Source organism: Sinobacterium caligoides (assembly GCF_003752585.1).
Lineage (GTDB): Bacteria > Pseudomonadota > Gammaproteobacteria > Pseudomonadales > Sinobacteriaceae > Sinobacterium > Sinobacterium caligoides.
In genome coordinates this window covers 1,163,620-1,179,350 of sequence record NZ_RKHR01000004.1, presented here as the reverse complement: position 1 = coordinate 1,179,350, position 15,731 = coordinate 1,163,620, and the positions used below count along the sequence as shown (strand labels likewise).

15 protein-coding genes are annotated in these 15,731 nt (G+C 50.4%); 10 read left to right on the top strand and 5 right to left on the bottom strand.

The window, feature by feature from the left end; translation table 11 throughout:
- Positions 1–73: 73 nt before the first annotated feature.
- On the bottom strand, positions 74–811 hold the full coding sequence (gene bamJ / locus EDC56_RS11860) for a BamJ family beta-barrel-assembly machinery protein (protein ID WP_123712713.1): 738 nt from the start codon (positions 809–811) through the stop codon (positions 74–76).
- A gap of 342 nt (positions 812–1,153) precedes the next feature.
- Here bamJ and EDC56_RS11855 point away from each other — a divergent pair, with 342 nt between their 5' ends.
- On the top strand, positions 1,154–2,053 hold the full coding sequence (locus EDC56_RS11855) for a hypothetical protein (RefSeq protein ID WP_148059400.1): 900 nt from the start codon (positions 1,154–1,156) through the stop codon (positions 2,051–2,053).
- On the opposite strand, the gene EDC56_RS11850 is transcribed toward EDC56_RS11855, so the two are convergent.
- Entirely contained in the window at positions 2,046–2,561 is a 516-nt protein-coding gene (locus EDC56_RS11850; protein WP_123712711.1) for a TIGR02444 family protein, read from the bottom strand. The two genes, EDC56_RS11855 and EDC56_RS11850, sit on opposite strands and share 8 nt — an antisense overlap.
- Positions 2,562–2,636: 75 nt before the next feature.
- On the opposite strand from EDC56_RS11850, the gene EDC56_RS11845 reads away from it, so the two are divergent.
- Together EDC56_RS11845 and EDC56_RS11840 are read left to right on the top strand one after the other, a co-directional pair.
- Entirely contained in the window at positions 2,637–4,544 is a 1,908-nt protein-coding gene (locus tag EDC56_RS11845; protein WP_123712710.1) for an ABC-F family ATP-binding cassette domain-containing protein, read from the top strand.
- Positions 4,545–4,623: 79 nt separating this feature from the next.
- Positions 4,624–5,175, top strand: a complete 552-nt coding sequence (locus EDC56_RS11840; protein WP_148059399.1) for a hypothetical protein — start codon at positions 4,624–4,626, stop codon at positions 5,173–5,175.
- Between the two features lie 12 nt (positions 5,176–5,187).
- Here EDC56_RS11840 and EDC56_RS11835 read toward each other — a convergent pair whose 3' ends face one another.
- Complete coding sequence (locus tag EDC56_RS11835; protein WP_123712708.1) at positions 5,188–6,087, bottom strand: Ppx/GppA phosphatase family protein; 900 nt, start codon at positions 6,085–6,087, stop codon at positions 5,188–5,190.
- A 162-nt stretch (positions 6,088–6,249) separates the two neighbouring features.
- Between EDC56_RS11835 and trxA the strand changes: the two genes are divergently transcribed.
- The 3 genes from trxA to ubiD all read left to right on the top strand — a co-directional run bounded on the left by trxA (position 6,250) and on the right by ubiD (position 9,653).
- A complete protein-coding gene (gene trxA, locus EDC56_RS11830; RefSeq protein ID WP_123712707.1) occupies positions 6,250–6,576 on the top strand; it encodes a thioredoxin TrxA in 327 nt (108 codons plus the stop codon).
- Positions 6,577–6,817: 241 nt separating this feature from the next.
- A complete protein-coding gene (gene rho, locus EDC56_RS11825) occupies positions 6,818–8,080 on the top strand; it encodes a transcription termination factor Rho (protein ID WP_123712706.1) in 1,263 nt (420 codons plus the stop codon).
- 109 nt (positions 8,081–8,189) lie between these two features.
- The gene (ubiD, locus tag EDC56_RS11820; RefSeq protein WP_123712906.1) at positions 8,190–9,653 is read left to right on the top strand and encodes a 4-hydroxy-3-polyprenylbenzoate decarboxylase; all 1,464 of its coding nucleotides are present in this window, start codon (positions 8,190–8,192) and stop codon (positions 9,651–9,653) included.
- Between the two features lie 15 nt (positions 9,654–9,668).
- Here ubiD and EDC56_RS11815 read toward each other — a convergent pair whose 3' ends face one another.
- Both EDC56_RS11815 and EDC56_RS11810 read right to left on the bottom strand, forming a co-directional pair.
- Positions 9,669–10,235, bottom strand: coding sequence for a hypothetical protein (locus EDC56_RS11815; RefSeq protein ID WP_148059398.1), 567 nt, complete (start codon positions 10,233–10,235; stop codon positions 9,669–9,671).
- Between the two features lie 88 nt (positions 10,236–10,323).
- Entirely contained in the window at positions 10,324–12,789 is a 2,466-nt protein-coding gene (locus tag EDC56_RS11810; protein ID WP_123712704.1) for a penicillin-binding protein 1A, read from the bottom strand.
- 172 nt (positions 12,790–12,961) lie between these two features.
- Here EDC56_RS11810 and EDC56_RS11805 point away from each other — a divergent pair, with 172 nt between their 5' ends.
- The 4 genes from EDC56_RS11805 to EDC56_RS11790 are packed head-to-tail and all read left to right on the top strand — an operon-like array spanning position 12,962 to position 15,731.
- Positions 12,962–14,026, top strand: coding sequence for a pilus assembly protein PilM (locus tag EDC56_RS11805; protein ID WP_123712703.1), 1,065 nt, complete (start codon positions 12,962–12,964; stop codon positions 14,024–14,026).
- Positions 14,026–14,592: a PilN domain-containing protein gene (locus tag EDC56_RS11800; protein WP_123712702.1), complete on the top strand. Its 567-nt coding sequence runs from the start codon at positions 14,026–14,028 to the stop codon at positions 14,590–14,592. The genes EDC56_RS11805 and EDC56_RS11800 overlap by 1 nt, the downstream gene beginning before the upstream one ends.
- The gene (locus tag EDC56_RS11795) at positions 14,592–15,194 is read left to right on the top strand and encodes a type IV pilus inner membrane component PilO (protein ID WP_123712701.1); all 603 of its coding nucleotides are present in this window, start codon (positions 14,592–14,594) and stop codon (positions 15,192–15,194) included. Before EDC56_RS11800 ends, EDC56_RS11795 begins: the two co-directional genes overlap by 1 nt.
- A gap of 12 nt (positions 15,195–15,206) precedes the next feature.
- Complete coding sequence (locus EDC56_RS11790; protein WP_123712700.1) at positions 15,207–15,731, top strand: pilus assembly protein PilP; 525 nt, start codon at positions 15,207–15,209, stop codon at positions 15,729–15,731.

Sequence of the window (15,731 nt, the reverse complement as noted above, 5' to 3'; positions counted from 1 at the left end):
ACTAGGGGGTAGCCCTAGCAGGCTACCCGGCTAGGGCTGTTTTCTCGCGCTTTAGATATTAGCGAGTAGAGGGTTATTTCTCTGCGTCGGTCGCGGCTTTCTCGCCTTCGATGCCGATGAGGTCGACTTCAAAGATAAGGGTGGCGTTAGGGCCGATAGGTGGGCTGCCTGCGGGGCCGTAGGCAAGCTCGGATGGAATGTAGAGTTCCCATTTAGAGCCGACAGGCATGAGTTGCAATGCTTCTGTCCAGCCAGCAATAACGGCGTTGACCGGGAACTTAGCTGTTTCACCGCGAGTGTATGAGCTGTCAAACTCAGTGCCGTCGATTAGTGTGCCGCGATAGTTGACTTCGACCACTGAAGTGGCACTAGGCTTAGTGCCTTCGCCCTTGGTAAGTACCTTGTATTGAAGTCCGCTGTCGGTGGTGACAACGCCGTCTTTAGCGCCGTTGGCAGCGAGGAAGGTTGCTCCCTCTGTTTTGTTGTTCTCGGCAGCGGCGGTCTTCTCAGCCTGCAGCTTTTTCTGCATATCTTCGCCGAGCTTTTGCATTGCGGCGATGATTTGCTCCTCTTGAACCTTGGGCTCGGCACCGCTAATACCGTCTGTTAAACCAGCGACAAAACTGTCGCTATCGAAGGGCATACTGGTCTCTTTAACCTGTTGTCCTACGCGCAGACCCATGCCGTAGGAAGCTTGATTGGTGCTACTTTCAAATGTTGGTGTGGCTGTGGCGACGTCTGTAGCAGCTTCTTCTTTGCAGCCGACAAGAACGATGCCGGCAATGGCGAGACATAAGAGTCTTTTTTTCATGTTGTATTCCTGTGGTAACAACGGTCAAATGTTTTAGGATTTGTAGTTGCAGCCTTACAGCTGCGTGACGTCTGTATTATGCACGGATTGAAAACGATAACAAACAGACAGTTAATGAAAAGGTCGTGCGTATCACTCGCAGCAGATAATATAGGCTGGGTACTAATACAATAACCTTCGACTATGTCTGTGAGAGATGGTTCCATGAGGGGGCGGGAGATCGATTGATTTTTTATAGGAGACTAGAAACGGTTAATAAAGCATTAAAGGCTAATGTATAACGTAGGCGAGCCATATATAATGCCGGCATTTCTTAGAGTTTTTACTTAGGTTGATTGGATTATGGCGTTAAAGAAAAGGTCGGCCCTAGCAGAGTTAGATAACCTAGCTGTAATGGAAGGTGAGCTTGTGGCCTTACAGCTGAAGCTGGCAAAAGCGAAGGCGCAGCGATTGATAAAGCTGCAAAAAGATATCGATAAGCTTAAGAAAAAGCAGTTAGCGGCAACAGCGAAAAAGAAATTGCTGGCGAATAAGTTGGTGGAGGTTAAAGCTAAGAAAAAACTTAAGTCTACGGCGGCGACTGAGCGACAGCTGGAGAGGGCAGTGCTTAATCTCGGTGAGCAAAATGACTTGATCGTGGGCTTGAAAGCTGAGCTAAAACAGCTTCAGGCTGCCTTGGTAGATGCTAAACGGCAGCAGAAGTGCGATAAGGCGCGGCAAGCAATTGTCGATCGCGTATCTACTGACCTGGACCTTGTGGTGCGCAAATCGTCACCTTCGGAGAAGCTAAATGCTGCGGTTGTATCGGTTCCGGGAAGCGTGGTGAAGAAATTAGCGCCACCGGTTCAATCCGAGAGTAGCGACGCGACAGTAGCGTCGCTTAAAGCGAAGCCAGCAGAGACCTTGACAGTACGCGCCGAGAGCCCGAGTGGTGCTGTAAAGCGTCGTGGCCGTCCTCGCAAGGAGCCTGTTGATGCGAAGGCTAGCGCGAAGGCTGTAGAGGCGAAAGTCAAGGAGATCGGCAGTGCTGCTGAGCCTGAACAGGTGTCATTGGAGTTAGTGGTGCCGCAGGCTGAGCTAACTTGTACAACGAAGAGTGATGTGATGATGGCGGAGAAAGGTGATAAAAAGTCTGAGCAGGCGTCAAAAGCACGGGTGATTTCGGTGCCAATGGGCGCTAGCGAACCAAAACCAAAACCGAAGCGTAAGCTGGTTAAAAGTATTTTTGATCCGGTTAAATAGTGCTCGCTTGTTGTGCGAGGGTTAAAAGCTCTGTGTCGGCTGCCATTGGGTGATAGTTCTGCCAGTAAAGTGAGAGGTTAGTTAAGCAGGGGGCGGCGGCGTTGGGTAGTGTGTGCTGATTAAGTATGGCGGCGATAATGGCCTGCTCTACTCTCTCTGCGGAGAGCTCTGCTATTGTGATCTGTCGGTATAGCTCTAGTTGTTCTGGGCATGCTGGCCCCGCTTGCTTTAGCCTCCGGCGGATATCTCGAAGTGGTTGAGTGGTTTCTTGATTCCATCGGCGAAACTGTCTGTTAAAACTTAGTTCCTTAGCTGCCTTGGTGGTCAGCTTTAGGTCTTTTCCTCCGAGAAAACAACATGTTAAAAGTGCGTTGATGTTGAGCTGTCGGTACTCTTGTAGCTGCAGGCATGCATCGCGTACCGCCTCTTTTGAGTAGAGCTTAAGCGAGTATCGCCATAGCTCGTCTCTGCTTAACCAGTTCGGGGTAGAATATTGAGTTGTAGGCATTAAAAGTAGGTAACACTCTGTTAGTTGTCGTTGGGGGGGTGGCAAGTATTCTGCGGCCTGTTAGAATGCGCCGCCATGATACGATTGACAGATGTTAGCCTATTGCGCGGTGGTCGCCCACTATTGAGCGAAGCCAACTTAACTATTCACCCAGGACGGCGAGTAGGGCTTATCGGTGCCAACGGTTCTGGAAAGAGTTCATTATTTAAGTTGCTGCAAGGTGAGCTGGAGTTGGATGCAGGCGAGCTCGCTATTAACCCGCAGTGGCGTATCGCGCATATGGCTCAAGAAGTGGCAAGCTCGAATCGCCGCGCCATAGATTACGTATTGGATGGTGATACGAAGCTACGCTATCTGCAGTGTGAGATCGAAAGCGCTCAGGCTCGAGAAGATCATCAGGCGCACGCTAGTTTGCTAGAGCAGATGGAGGCTGTCGATGGTTTTAATGCCGAGCTCCGTGGTCAGCGACTATTACACGGTCTGGGGTTTTCTTCTCATGAAGTAGAGCGCTCTGTTGCCGATTTTTCAGGTGGTTGGCGTATTAGGCTCAACTTGGCGCAGGCGTTAATGTGCCCGTCAGATTTATTGTTGCTTGATGAGCCTACTAACCATCTTGATCTAGATGCTTGCTTTTGGCTGGAAAACTGGTTGAAGCGTTACGATGGTACACTGGTTTTGGTTTCGCATGATCGTGACTTTCTCGATAGCGTTGTCGATGAAATTGTGGCGTTAGAGCAGCGGCAATTACACCTCTATCGAGGGCATTATTCAGCCTATGAGCGCCAGCGTGCAGAGCGCTTGGCGCTACAGCAGTCTGCTTTCGAGAAGCAGCAGCGTAGAGTTGAGGAAATTCAAGACTTTGTGCGACGTTTTCGTGCTAAGGCGACGAAGGCGAAGCAGGCCCAGAGCCGCATTAAAGAATTGGAGCGAATGGAGCTGATTGCTCCTGCACATGCCGACTCCCCCTTTAAATTCCATTTTTTAGTTCATGGGAAAACATCGGACCCTCTGTTGGGATTGACCGATGCGCGTTTAGGTTATGGTGATAAGGTTGTCGTCGAAACGCAGAGCTTACGCCTTCATCCCGGTTCACGTATTGGTCTCTTGGGGGCCAACGGTGCGGGTAAATCTACACTGTTAAAGAGCCTCGTTGGTGACTTGGCGCTGCTGGGTGGAGAGCGATTGACTGGTGAGCATTTACATATCGGTTATTTTGCTCAGCACCAGCTTGAAGCGCTCGACATGTCGGCGAGTCCGCTATTGCACTTACAGCGTTTGACGCCGAAAGCTAGAGAGCAGGAGATACGGAATTTTCTAGGTGGCTTTAACTTTCATGGTGAGGACGCGACAGGTTCTATTGTTAATTTTTCGGGGGGGGAGAAAGCACGTCTCGCCCTCGCTATTGTTGCCTGGAGCAAGCCCAATCTATTGATATTGGATGAGCCGACAAACCATCTGGACTTGGAAATGTGTCACGCCCTGACGGTGGCGATACAGCAGTTTGAGGGTGCGGTAATCGTTGTCTCGCACGACCGGCACCTATTAAAGAATAGTGTCGAGCAGTTCTGGTTGCTAGCAGAGGGTGGAGTGAGTGAGTTTGATGGCTCGCTTGATGACTATCATGGCTTGCTGCAGCAGTTGAAACAGCAGGCCAAGCAGTCGCCAGAGCAAGAGACTGTTGGGCGAAGTGTTGATAGAAAAGCGCAGCGACAGTATGAGGCGGAGCTTCGTCGTCAGTTGGCGCCGCTGCGAAAAAAAGCACAGAGCTTAGAGAAGAAGCTTGATGGTTTGCAGCAAGAGCTTGTTGGGGTTGAGACGGCCCTTGCGGACGTGGCAATCTATGAGGATGTAAATAAAGTCTCGTTACAGACGAGCCTGCTTCGACAGGCAGAGCTAACCCAGGCTGTTGAGGCGTTGGAGGGGGAGTGGCTCGAAGCTCAGGAGGAGCTTGAAGAAAAGGAAGGCGAGTTACGCCGAGGTTAGTCTTCGGTAATCACTTATTGTTTGACCGAGCTTAGTTAAATAAAATTATTAAGTAAGCCCAATGAATGGTGTGAAAAATATGGCATTTGAATCTTGCCCAGAATGTAATGCACAGAAGCATCAGCTTGTTAAGTGCCCCCAATGCGGTTTTCAGCGAAACCCTCACAACGGCCCCATTGTTGTTGATGTGCAGCCGCAGCGTGAAAATCATGGACGCCCTCAGCGCGATAGTCGCGCGGATCAAGGTGGTCTGGGTGGGGGCGGCTCCTATCAGCCGAGACAGCGTCGCAGTCAGCACGGCCTGCGCCAGCACGACCAGCGTCGATCGGAAGGCAATGCCACGCAGGCGCACCCTAACAGCTATGATTACAAACCTAAGTCGAGCGGTCGCCCTAGTGGTAATAGCTTTTCTGAGCATGGCAACAGTGCTTCGGGTAATCGTTACAATAGTGGTCGTACACGTAACGAGTATAATATGCAGCCTCGCCACAATCAGTTTGGTCAGCCTGTAGGGGGAGCTGCGCCTGGTGGTAGCGACGTATTGCAAGAGCCGCGTAAGCAGGCTAAGGCTGCGGTCATTACTTATAAGCGCCGCCCTCGCGTAGTACCTACCGCGGAGAGCGAAGCTTAGTATCTCAATGAGTTAGTGAGATAGGAGGTAGGCTGAAATTAGCCCCTCTTTGAGTGCGGACTGAGTATGAGTGATTGTACTGAGCTTTAGTTCCTCAAAGATGGCAATAGTGATAGCTAGGCCTGCAACGTAGAGTGCTCGCCTATCACTGTTTAAGCCCGGATAGCGCACATCGTTTACATTATTGAACTCCCTGAGTAATGATTCTCTCGCCTGATAGAGACCAGGGAGGGTAATATTTCTCCCCCAGTGTTGATATTTTAGTACGCCTGCAACAGCTTCGATGACGCCGGAGCAGCCAAGGCTGTTGTGCTCTATTGCGCTCTGATAATGGTGGGCGATTGTTTTGATTTGTTGTCTGGCGCTAGTGACGGAAGCCTCGAAGATGCTGCGATTAAGCTCAGAGGTTGGGTAGAAGGCCTGAAAGTGGCTGAGGCAACCGACGTTTAAGCTATGGGCCTGTTGAATCTTGTGGTTGTAGCCCAAAATGAATTCAGTGCTACCGCCGCCTATATCTACTACCATCTGTTGCCCTGATGCCTGCGTTGTGGATCGTACGCCCTGATAAATCAGCTCGGCTTCCCGTTTGCCGCTGATGATATCAACATCGCACTGTAATATTTTGGCCGCCTCGTGGCAGAAATGGTCGCTATTGTCGGCGATTCTGAGTGCGGATGTTGCGGCCGTGAGAATGATGTCAGTACGGTATTGCTGGATGATGGACATATACTCGTGGATACAAGTAAGGCCGCGAGTAATGGCGTCAGGGTGGATTTTTCGATTCACCATTCCCAGGCCGAGCTGTGTGCGTTTACCGCATTGATAAGCAGGGGTAACTACACCGTCGTCAACGGTGGCGATAAGGAGGTGGAAGCTGTTGGAGCCGAGGTCAAGGGCGGCGATGGTCTGCATGTGGTTACTAAGTCGGTTTAGCTTGCTAATAGTGGGCTAATGCTAGCAGGAGTGCTTATCTTGCTCCATAGGAGTTTTTGTTAATTGTGTAGGGGTGGTACACTACCCGTCTTTTATATTTGTACTCACTGTAGTGCACAACAATGATCGGAGAGATTATCAATGAGCGACAACATAGTTCAGGCTACGGATGCGAGCTTTGAGGCTGATGTACTAAATTCTGAGATCCCAGTATTGGTTGATTTTTGGGCTGAATGGTGTGGGCCGTGTAAGATGATTGCCCCTGTTTTAGAGGACTTGGCGGATGAGTATGCTGGCAAGGTTAAGATAGTGAAGGTTGATGTTGATGCCAACAATGAGACGCCGACAAAATTTGGTGTTCGTGGTATTCCTACCTTGATTATGTTTAAGGCTGGAAACGCCGATGCGACTAAGGTTGGTGCACTGTCCAAGACGCAGCTAAAAGAATTTATTGACGGCTCGCTATAAAAAGCCTGCTGTCTTTGTTTAAGGCAGCGGTGATCAGCCCCCTCGAATAAGAGGGGCTGCTGGCCACACTGGACGTGGTAATTGAACTGCCTTATACTTGTAGAAATTTACAAAATTAACGATCCCCAATCGCGTATCTCCTGAATTCATTTTTTGATCCACCTATGAAAGCTTTCGCTTTGATGTGTCCGGTCGATTCACGCGCCCCTTCTGAATAAATCTATTTGTAACTCTTACGTCTATGAATCTTACTGAACTTAAAACACAACCTATTCCCGCTCTGATGGATATTGCTAAGGAGCAGGGGCTGGAAAACATCGGTCGCTCGCGCAAGCAGGATATTATCTTTGCCATATTGAAGCGTCACGCCAAGAGCGGTGAAGACATTTATGGTGATGGCGTATTAGAGATATTGCAGGATGGCTTCGGCTTTTTGCGCTCTGCAGATAGCTCTTACCTTGCTGGCCCTGATGATATTTATGTTTCGCCGAGCCAGATTCGCCGATTCAACCTTCGTACTGGCGATTCGGTGTCAGGCAAGATTCGTCCCCCTAAGGATGGCGAGCGCTACTTTGCCCTGTTAAAAGTTTCTGAGATCAACTTCAGTACGCCTGAGCAGTCGCGTAACAAGGTCTTGTTTGAGAACTTAACACCTCTGTTTCCCAATGACCGTTTGGCGCTTGAGGCTGGTAATGGCTCTACAGAAGACCTTACGGGTCGGATTATTGATCTTGCTGCCCCCATTGGTAAGGGGCAGCGCAGCTTGATTGTTGCTCCGCCAAAAGCGGGTAAGACATTAATGATGCAGCATATTGCTCAGTCTATCATTCGCAACAATCCTGAGTGTTACGTCATTGTGTTGCTGATCGATGAGCGTCCAGAGGAAGTGACCGAGATGCAGCGCTCAGTGCGCGCCGAAGTAGTTGCTTCCACCTTCGATGAGCCGCCTGCTCGCCATGTTCAGGTAGCAGAGATGGTTATCGAGAAGGCCAAGCGTCTTGTTGAGCACAAGAAGGATGTGATCATCTTGTTGGATTCGATTACTCGATTGGCGCGCGCGTATAACACGATTGTACCCTCGTCGGGCAAGGTTCTGACCGGTGGTGTTGATGCTCACGCGTTAGAGCGCCCAAAGCGTTTCTTTGGTGCTGCACGTAATATTGAGGAAGGCGGTAGCCTCTCCATTATTGCTACTGCTCTTGTTGATACCGGCTCTAAAATGGATGAGGTCATCTATGAGGAGTTCAAGGGTACGGGTAATCAAGAGCTGCATCTCGATCGCCGTATTGCTGAGAAGCGAGTTTACCCGGCGATTAACATTCGTCGTTCTGGTACGCGTCGTGAAGAGTTATTGACCAGTGAAGATGAACTGCAGCGTATGTGGATTTTGCGTAAGTTATTGCATTCTATGGAAGATCTGCCTGCGTTAGAGTTCTTACTCGACCGTATGAAGACAACAAAGACGAATGAAGAGTTCTTCCTTTCGATGAAGGGTGGTAAATAGCTTTCTAGTGGCTAGAGATTGCACTTAAGAAGCTGCTAGAGTGTGCTCTAGCGGCTTTTTTTATGGCCGCTTAGTGTGGTCTTGGTCGACTAAGTGATTGGGTATGATGATGAAGTATACAGATCTTCGAGAGTTCATTGCGCAGCTTGAGAAAGAGGGTGAGTTAAAGCGAGTCAAGGTCGAAGTCGATGCCAACTTAGAGATCACAGAAATCTGTGATCGTACTTTAAAAGCAGGCGGTCCCGCGTTGTTGTTCGAGAATGTCAAAGGGCACTCTATGCCGGTATTGGCCAACTTATTCGGCACCGAGCGGCGAGTCGCGCTGGGGATGGGGGAGCGTGATATAAGCGCCCTGCGCGAGGTCGGTGAATTACTTGCTTTCCTGCGTCAGCCGGAACCGCCAAAAGGTTTGCGCGATGCCTGGTCAAAGGCGCCTATCTTTAAACAGGTGCTCAACATGGCGCCAAAGATGGTTCGCAAGGCACCGTGCCAAGAGGTTGTCCTACGTGGTGATGAGGTGGATCTCGACAGTTTACCCATTATGACTTGCTGGCCTGGTGATGTAGGGCCGCTAGTGACGTGGCCATTAGTTATAACGCGGGGGCCGAATAAGGAGCGGCAAAACTTAGGCATCTATCGCATGCAGAAAATTGCGAAGAATAAGCTGATTATGCGTTGGTTGTCCCATCGTGGTGGAGCATTGGATTACCGGGAATTCCAACAGCGTCACCCTGGTGAACGCTACCCTGTCTCTATTGCTCTGGGGGCAGATCCAGCAACAACACTGGGGGCTGTGACTCCGGTTCCTGACAATGTGTCGGAGTACGGTTTTGCGGGCCTATTGCGAGGTTCGAAGACGGAGCTGATAAAAAGCCTGAGCAATGATCTTGATGTGCCTGCGACGGCCGAGATTATATTAGAGGGTTATTTAGAGCCAGGTGAGCTGGCCGAAGAGGGGCCCTTTGGGGATCATACCGGCTACTACAACGAGGTTGAGTCCTTCCCTGTCTTTACTGTCGAAGTGATCAGTCATAGGAAGGAGCCGATCTATCACAGCACCTATACCGGTAGGCCACCGGATGAGCCGGCGATTCTTGGCTTGGCTTTGAATGAGGTCTTTGTACCTATTTTTCAGAAGCAGTTTCCTGAGGTGGTCGACTTCTACTTGCCGCCAGAGGGTTGCTCTTACCGGATGGCGGTAGTGACGATTAAGAAGGAGTACCCGGGGCATGCTAAGCGTGTGATGCTGGGCGTGTGGTCGTTTTTGCGTCAATTTATGTACACAAAATTTGTTGTTGTTACCGATGATGATGTGAATGCGCGAGACTGGAATGATGTGATTTGGGCTATGACGACCCGTATGGATCCTGCGCGTGACACGGTGATGATTGAGAATACTCCTATTGATTATCTTGATTTTGCCTCGCCGGTCTCTGGCTTGGGGTCGAAAATGGGTTTTGATGCGACTAATAAGTGGGAGGGGGAGACCACGCGCGAGTGGGGTGAGCCGATTGAGATGAAGCAGGAGGTCGTCGAGCGTGTCGATGAGTTGTGGTCGACGCTGGGTATATAGAAGGGTTGTTGGGGCTCAATCTTGCTGATTTTTTAGCCAGAGTTTTGACTTTCGCATCATCGCCTCGGGGCTTGTGATCTCGTTGCTGTAGCCAATAATGTCGGCATAGCCGGCCTTTCCCTCGATGAAGGCTTTTATCACGGCGATGGGTACGGGATCCATCTCGGGCGTGTAGTCCCAGTCTAGTATCGAGGTGATGTTGCCGGAGACACGGTCTCCCTCAACGGCGAGCCAGTATGCGCCGCAGGCTGGTAATTGGTAGTCGCCGATGCGGCCGAAACTCCTATCAGGGTGGAATGGATCAAAGCTATCGGCTGGTAGTTTATCGATTGTTTGTAGGGCGAGTAGCCAGCGGCTATTGCGAGGAAACAGCTCTACTGGTGGGCGGCATTCGTAGCCGCGGTCTCCCCAGATACGAACGACCTTGTCGTAGGTTTTGCCCTTGAGAAGCTGTTCAACATTGACGTCCATGGAGTTGCCGCTGTGTGAGGCGATGCTGACAACTGCGATGGTGTCGACATTATCGGCTATCCAGCTGAACGGTCCTTGCCAGCTGCAGCCACAGTTGTTTCGTGGGTCCATATCATTGAAAGCCTCCCCGGTGTAAGCGTTAGCACTAAGGAGGGTGAGCAGAGCGCCGAGGGTTAGGGCGCGATGTCTGGTCGCTAGCCTAGAAAAGCTCATCTTCAAGCATCAGGTCGTTTTCTATTTGTTGCTGGGAGTTTGGCCCGGCTGAGCGTGAGCGACGGGCTGGGACGTTTTCGGCGCGGAATGTCTCGAAGATAGCGTTGGATTGTTGAGGGTAGGCCAGCTCGCCGGTCTCGGGATCGATGCGTACAGAGATGAGACCGGGTGGTTGTTGGCGCATTCGTGCGGGACTATCTTCGAGTGCTGTTTCCATAAAGTCGATCCAGATAGGTAGGGCGGCGGTGCCGCCGTACTCTCTGCGACCAAGTTTGTTGTAGCGGTCGAAGCCTACCCAGGTGGTGGTAACAATGTCGTCGTTGTAGCCCGAAAACCACGCGTCGGTAGGGCCGTTAGTTGTGCCGGTTTTGCCGGCAATGTCGTTACGCTTAAGGCTGAGGGCGCGGCGGCCGGTGCCGCGCTTGATGACATCTTTTAGAATGGAGTCGATGAGATAGGCGACCCTAGGATCCATGATGAGTTCGGCAGGCTTGGCGGTCTCCTTGTCTCCTATAAGCTCTTCCAAGGTCGCGGCCTCCTCTTTTACAGTTGAGGTGTCGTTTGTGGCGTGAGCTTTTGCTGCTATTTGCTCGCAGTTTTGGCAAACGGTGTCGGGGGTGGCGGTGAAGAGTTCGCTGCCATCGCTACTCTCGATGCGCTGGATGAGGTAGGGATGGACGCGATAGCCTCCGTTGGCCAGTGTCGCGTAGGCGGTAACGAGTTTTAGTGGCGTCAGTGCGTAGCTGCCTAAGGCGAGGGATAGGTCGTGTGGCATTTTCTTGGTGTCGAAACCAAAACGCCCCATGTAGTTGATGGCGTTACTGATACCCATTTTACGAAGCAGGCGAATAGAGACCAAGTTGCGCGAAGTAAAGAGGGCTCTGCGCAGCCGTGTGGGGCCATAGAAATTACCGCTAGAGTTGACGGGGCGCCAGGAGTCCTCGAGCTTGGTGCCCTCAAAAACAACAGGGGCGTCGTTAATGATGGTTGCGGGGGTGTAGCCTGCGTTCAGCGCAGCGGAATAGATGAACGGCTTAAAGTTGGATCCGGGTTGGCGCTTAGCCTGCAATACACGGTTAAAGTTACTTTGTCGAAAATCGAAGCCGCCAACGAGGGCCTGGATGGCGCCATTTCGAGGAGAGATGGCGACGATGGCCCCTTCTACCTTAGGGATTTGGCTGATGCGGTAAGGGCTGTCGACATTGTCTCGCGCTACGCGAATGATATCGCCCTCACTAATAATGTCGGCTAGTTTCCTGGGTTTTGCCCCGACGCTATCGGCGCTAAGGTGGGGGCGCAGAGATGAAAAACTGTCGTCCCAGTCCAGAGGGTGCTCGCTGTGGTCTTTGAGTAGTATTGTGGCGTGCTCTCCGTCGAGGTGGGTGACTAGTGCGGCTTGCATGCCGGCTACCGTGCGGTAGGAGGAGAGTGCGGAGATTGATGTCTCTATGTCGTTGATGTCATCGACGTCGATGTGTGCCTCTGGGCCACGATAGCCGTGACGGTGGTCGTAGGCTTTTAGTCCCTTAACGAGTGCTTTCTGTGCCTTGAGTTGTAGTTTGCTGGAGACGGTGGTGAAAACTCGCAGCCCCTTGCTGTAAGCTTCTTTACCGTAGCGCTTGATCATCTCGTGGCGGGCCATTTCGGCAATGTAAGGGCTATCAACCTCTACCGTTGAGCCATGGAATTTCGCAGTGATGGGGGCGCTGCTTGCCTCTTCGAACTGCTCGTTATCAATATAGCCAAGAGAGTGCATGCGTCCAAGAATCCAGTTACGGCGACTTAGTGCTCTCTTGGCGTTGGCGAGTGGGTTGTAAGCCGAAGGCGCTTTGGGGAGCCCGGCGATCATGGCGAGTTGAGCAATACTGAGCTCGTCTATTGATTTTCCATAATATACTTGTGCCGCTGCGGCGATGCCATAGGCTCTATTGCCGAGGAATATTTTGTTGACGTAAAGTTCGAGGATCTCATCTTTGCTGAGTTCTCGCTCTATTTGTAGGGCGAGTAAAATCTCACGGAATTTGCGAGAAAAGGTTCTTTTGTGCGTTAAAAAGTAGTTCTTGGCGACCTGCATGGTGATAGTGGATCCGCCTGACTGGATGTGGCCAGTCATCAATAGTTGTGATGCGGCTCTCAGCAGTCCTTTGACATCTACGCCATGATGTTGGTAGAAACCGTCATCTTCTGCGGCAAGTAGTGCCTTAGTGAAAAGTGGAGGAATTTGTTGATAATTTATGGGCATTCTACGTTCTTCACCAAATTCCCCGATGAGTTTATTGTCAATCGTGTATACTCGGAGTGGTGTTTTTAACTCGACGTCTCTTAATGAGTCGGGGGAAGGCAGCTGCGGCGACAAATATATGAATGCGGCAGACAGCACAAGGCCTAAACCAAAGAATGCGGTAATAAAGAGTCCGCTGAAAAGGCGGGCTATTGAACGTGTGCTAACCATAAAAATCTCTTTAAATTAATAGCTTAACTTAAACTTTCGGTTCTTGGTGTGGAGCGATCAGCTATTATAGAGTGTTTTAATGCTCAGTTATATTTGCTTGATCACGAAACCTGTTATTTAATGAAGAATATTATAAGAATGCGTAAGTTACGGTACGAATAGGGAAAAAAAATTGATAGGCCTATTTGGAAAGAATAAGACAGCGACGCTGTTAGGTATTGATATTAGCTCCACCTCAGTAAAACTGTTAGAGGTAAGCTGTAGCGGGGGACGGTATAAAATCGAGTCCTATGCTGTGGCAGCACTTCCGCCGGGGGCTGTGGTTGAGAAGAATATTACCGATATCGATGGTGTAAGCGCTGCAATAGATAAAGCTACTCAGCTATCCAAAACGAAAGTAAAGCAGGCAGCTGTAGCGGTTGCCGGCTCTGCGGTGATATTGAAAAATATCGAAATGGATGCGGCCCTTAACGATGATGATATGGAGCAGCAGATTATTCATGAGGCTGATCAATACATCCCCTATGCGCTCGACGAAGTTGCCATTGACTTTGATGTCCTTGGCACGGTGGAGGGCAATGAGGATTTGGCTAGTGTTTTGTTGGCGGCCTGCCGTAAAGAGAACGTTGATAATAGGGTGTCAGCATTAGAGCGCGCAGGTTTACAGCCTAAAGTCGTCGATATTGAGGCCTTTGCGATGGAGCGAAGCTATCAACTGGTTCGCAGCAATCAGAACTTGAGTGACGAGCAGGTTGTCGCGGTTGTTGATATCGGCGCGACAATGACCACGCTGAATATCTTTCATCGTGGTCAATCGGTTTATACGCGAGAACAACTCTTCGGCGGCAAGCAGCTAACGGAGGATATTCAGCGTCGTTACAGTATGACGATGGCAGAAGCGGGGCTGGCGAAGAAGCAGGGCGGACTGCCGGATGATTACGAGAGCGAAGTGCTCGCGCCGTTTCGTGAGGCTGTGGTGCAGCAGATCACTCGTGCGTTGCAGTTCTTCTTCTCTGCCAGCCAATATAACGATATCGACTGTGCAATTTTGGCGGGTGGTGTGGCTGCAATGGACGGCTTGGCTGAGAAGGTTCAAGAAGGTCTCGGTGTTAGCGTCACGACAGCAAACCCTTTCGCAGAAATGGCAGTCGCTTCTCGGGTCGACGCGTTGGCCCTCAGTGCCGACGCTCCAGCATTGATGGTTGCGTGTGGTTTGGCGATGAGGGGGTTTGAGTAATGGCGACAATTAATTTATTACCTTGGCGTGAAGAGCGACGTGAAGAGTTAAAGAAAGAGTTTTTAGTTTGCTGTGTTTTAAGTATTGTCGCTGCCGGGTTGCTTCTGACGGTTTATTATAGCTTCGTCAATAATGCACTAACGAGTCAGCAAGCGCGCAATGGTTATATTGAGCGACATATTTCCGATTTAGACGTGCAGGTGAAGGAAATAAAGGAACTGAAAAAGAAACGTCAGCAAATGCTCGATCGAATGAAGGTGGTACAAGACCTGCAGGGGACGCGTCCATATATCGTGCATGTCTTTGATGAGCTTGTTCGCAGTACTCCTGATGGCTTGTACTTTGGCGAGGTGACTGCCAAGGGCGAGCTTATCTCTGTCGAGGGCGTTGCGGAGTCGAGCCAACGAGTTTCTTCGCTAATGAGGGCGCTGGAGAAGTCCGAGTGGTTTAAGGATCCTAACCTTACAGAGGTGCAGGCTAACCGCGCATTTGGTGAGCAGGGCAGTAACTTCAAAATGACTTTTAGGCTCGAGCTCCCCGGCCAAGAAGATGGGGAGGATACATAATGTCTTTACAGAGTAGTTTAGAGTCGTTTCGTGATATCGATTTTAATGATCTTGACTTTGAAAACATTGGCAGCTGGCCTACGGCGGTTAAAGTCATCGCTTGGGCAATCTGTTTCGCGTTAGTACTGGGTGTAGGCTATGTCTATATCATTAGCGACATGAAAACGCAGCTAGCCGGTTATGAAAAGAAAGAACAAGAGCTGAAAAAAACTTACGCAAAACGGGCATATGAGGCCGCAAACCTTGAGGCCTACAAGGCTCAAATGGTCGAAATTGAAGAAAACTTTGGCGTCTTGCTTGGGCAGCTGCCCAAGGATGCTGAGGTACCAGGCTTGCTTGAGGATATTACCCGCGTGGGTATTAAGAATGGCTTAGCGTTTAACAAGATCGAGCTGCAGCCAGAGGTACCGGTCGAGTTCTATATCCTGCAGCCGATAAAGATCGAGGTGACGGGGAGTTACCACGACTTTGGTACCTTTGTAGGTAGCGTGGCAAGCCTACCGCGTATCGTCAAACTGAAGGACTTCACAATAACTCCGCTAAACGATAGTGGCGCCTTGCTGATGAGCATCATGGCGGAAACTTACCGCTACAAGGAATAGGGAGCTGAAGTAATGACACGAAGATTATTGACAGTAGCTTCAGCTTTACTCGTAATCAGTGGCTGTGCTAACGATGACTTTTCAGACCTGCAGTCTTATATGACCGAGGTAAAAAACAAACCGTTGGGAGCGATAGAGGCGATACCCGTTTATCCTCCTTATAAGACCTATACATACAGTTCTGCGGCACGACGCTCCCCTTTCGTCAAGCCTGTTTCGGTACAAGACATCGCACGCTTGTCTCTGCCTAGACAAAATGTCGCCCCTGACTTTAATCGTCAGAAGGAGCCGCTTGAGTCGTTTTCAATTGACGACCTAAAGATGGTCGGAACAATGACCTATAAAGATGTGTTATGGGCTCTGGTAGATGATGGTAGCGGTGGGGTTACACATATTAAAGCGGGTGGCTACATGGGCAGGAATCACGGTCGAGTGGTAGACATTACTGTGAATCAGATAGCGGTGATGGAAATTGTTGCTAACGGTAATAATGGATGGGCCGAGCGCCCCCGAACGATTAACCTAAAAGAAGAATAA

Coding starts and splice junctions, on each gene's coding strand:
- trxA (WP_123712707.1), top strand. CDS start 6,250: ATGAGCGACAACATAGTTCAGGCTACGGATGCGAGCTTTGAGGCTGAT.
- EDC56_RS11815 (WP_148059398.1), bottom strand. CDS start 10,235: ATGGACCCACGAAACAACTGTGGCTGCAGCTGGCAAGGACCGTTCAGC.
- EDC56_RS11790 (WP_123712700.1), top strand. CDS start 15,207: ATGACACGAAGATTATTGACAGTAGCTTCAGCTTTACTCGTAATCAGT.
- bamJ (WP_123712713.1), bottom strand. CDS start 811: ATGAAAAAAAGACTCTTATGTCTCGCCATTGCCGGCATCGTTCTTGTC.
- EDC56_RS11855 (WP_148059400.1), top strand. CDS start 1,154: ATGGCGTTAAAGAAAAGGTCGGCCCTAGCAGAGTTAGATAACCTAGCT.
- EDC56_RS11810 (WP_123712704.1), bottom strand. CDS start 12,789: ATGGTTAGCACACGTTCAATAGCCCGCCTTTTCAGCGGACTCTTTATT.
- rho (WP_123712706.1), top strand. CDS start 6,818: ATGAATCTTACTGAACTTAAAACACAACCTATTCCCGCTCTGATGGAT.
- EDC56_RS11850 (WP_123712711.1), bottom strand. CDS start 2,561: ATGCCTACAACTCAATATTCTACCCCGAACTGGTTAAGCAGAGACGAG.
- EDC56_RS11840 (WP_148059399.1), top strand. CDS start 4,624: ATGGCATTTGAATCTTGCCCAGAATGTAATGCACAGAAGCATCAGCTT.
- EDC56_RS11845 (WP_123712710.1), top strand. CDS start 2,637: ATGATACGATTGACAGATGTTAGCCTATTGCGCGGTGGTCGCCCACTA.
- EDC56_RS11800 (WP_123712702.1), top strand. CDS start 14,026: ATGGCGACAATTAATTTATTACCTTGGCGTGAAGAGCGACGTGAAGAG.
- ubiD (WP_123712906.1), top strand. CDS start 8,190: ATGAAGTATACAGATCTTCGAGAGTTCATTGCGCAGCTTGAGAAAGAG.
- EDC56_RS11795 (WP_123712701.1), top strand. CDS start 14,592: ATGTCTTTACAGAGTAGTTTAGAGTCGTTTCGTGATATCGATTTTAAT.
- EDC56_RS11835 (WP_123712708.1), bottom strand. CDS start 6,087: ATGCAGACCATCGCCGCCCTTGACCTCGGCTCCAACAGCTTCCACCTC.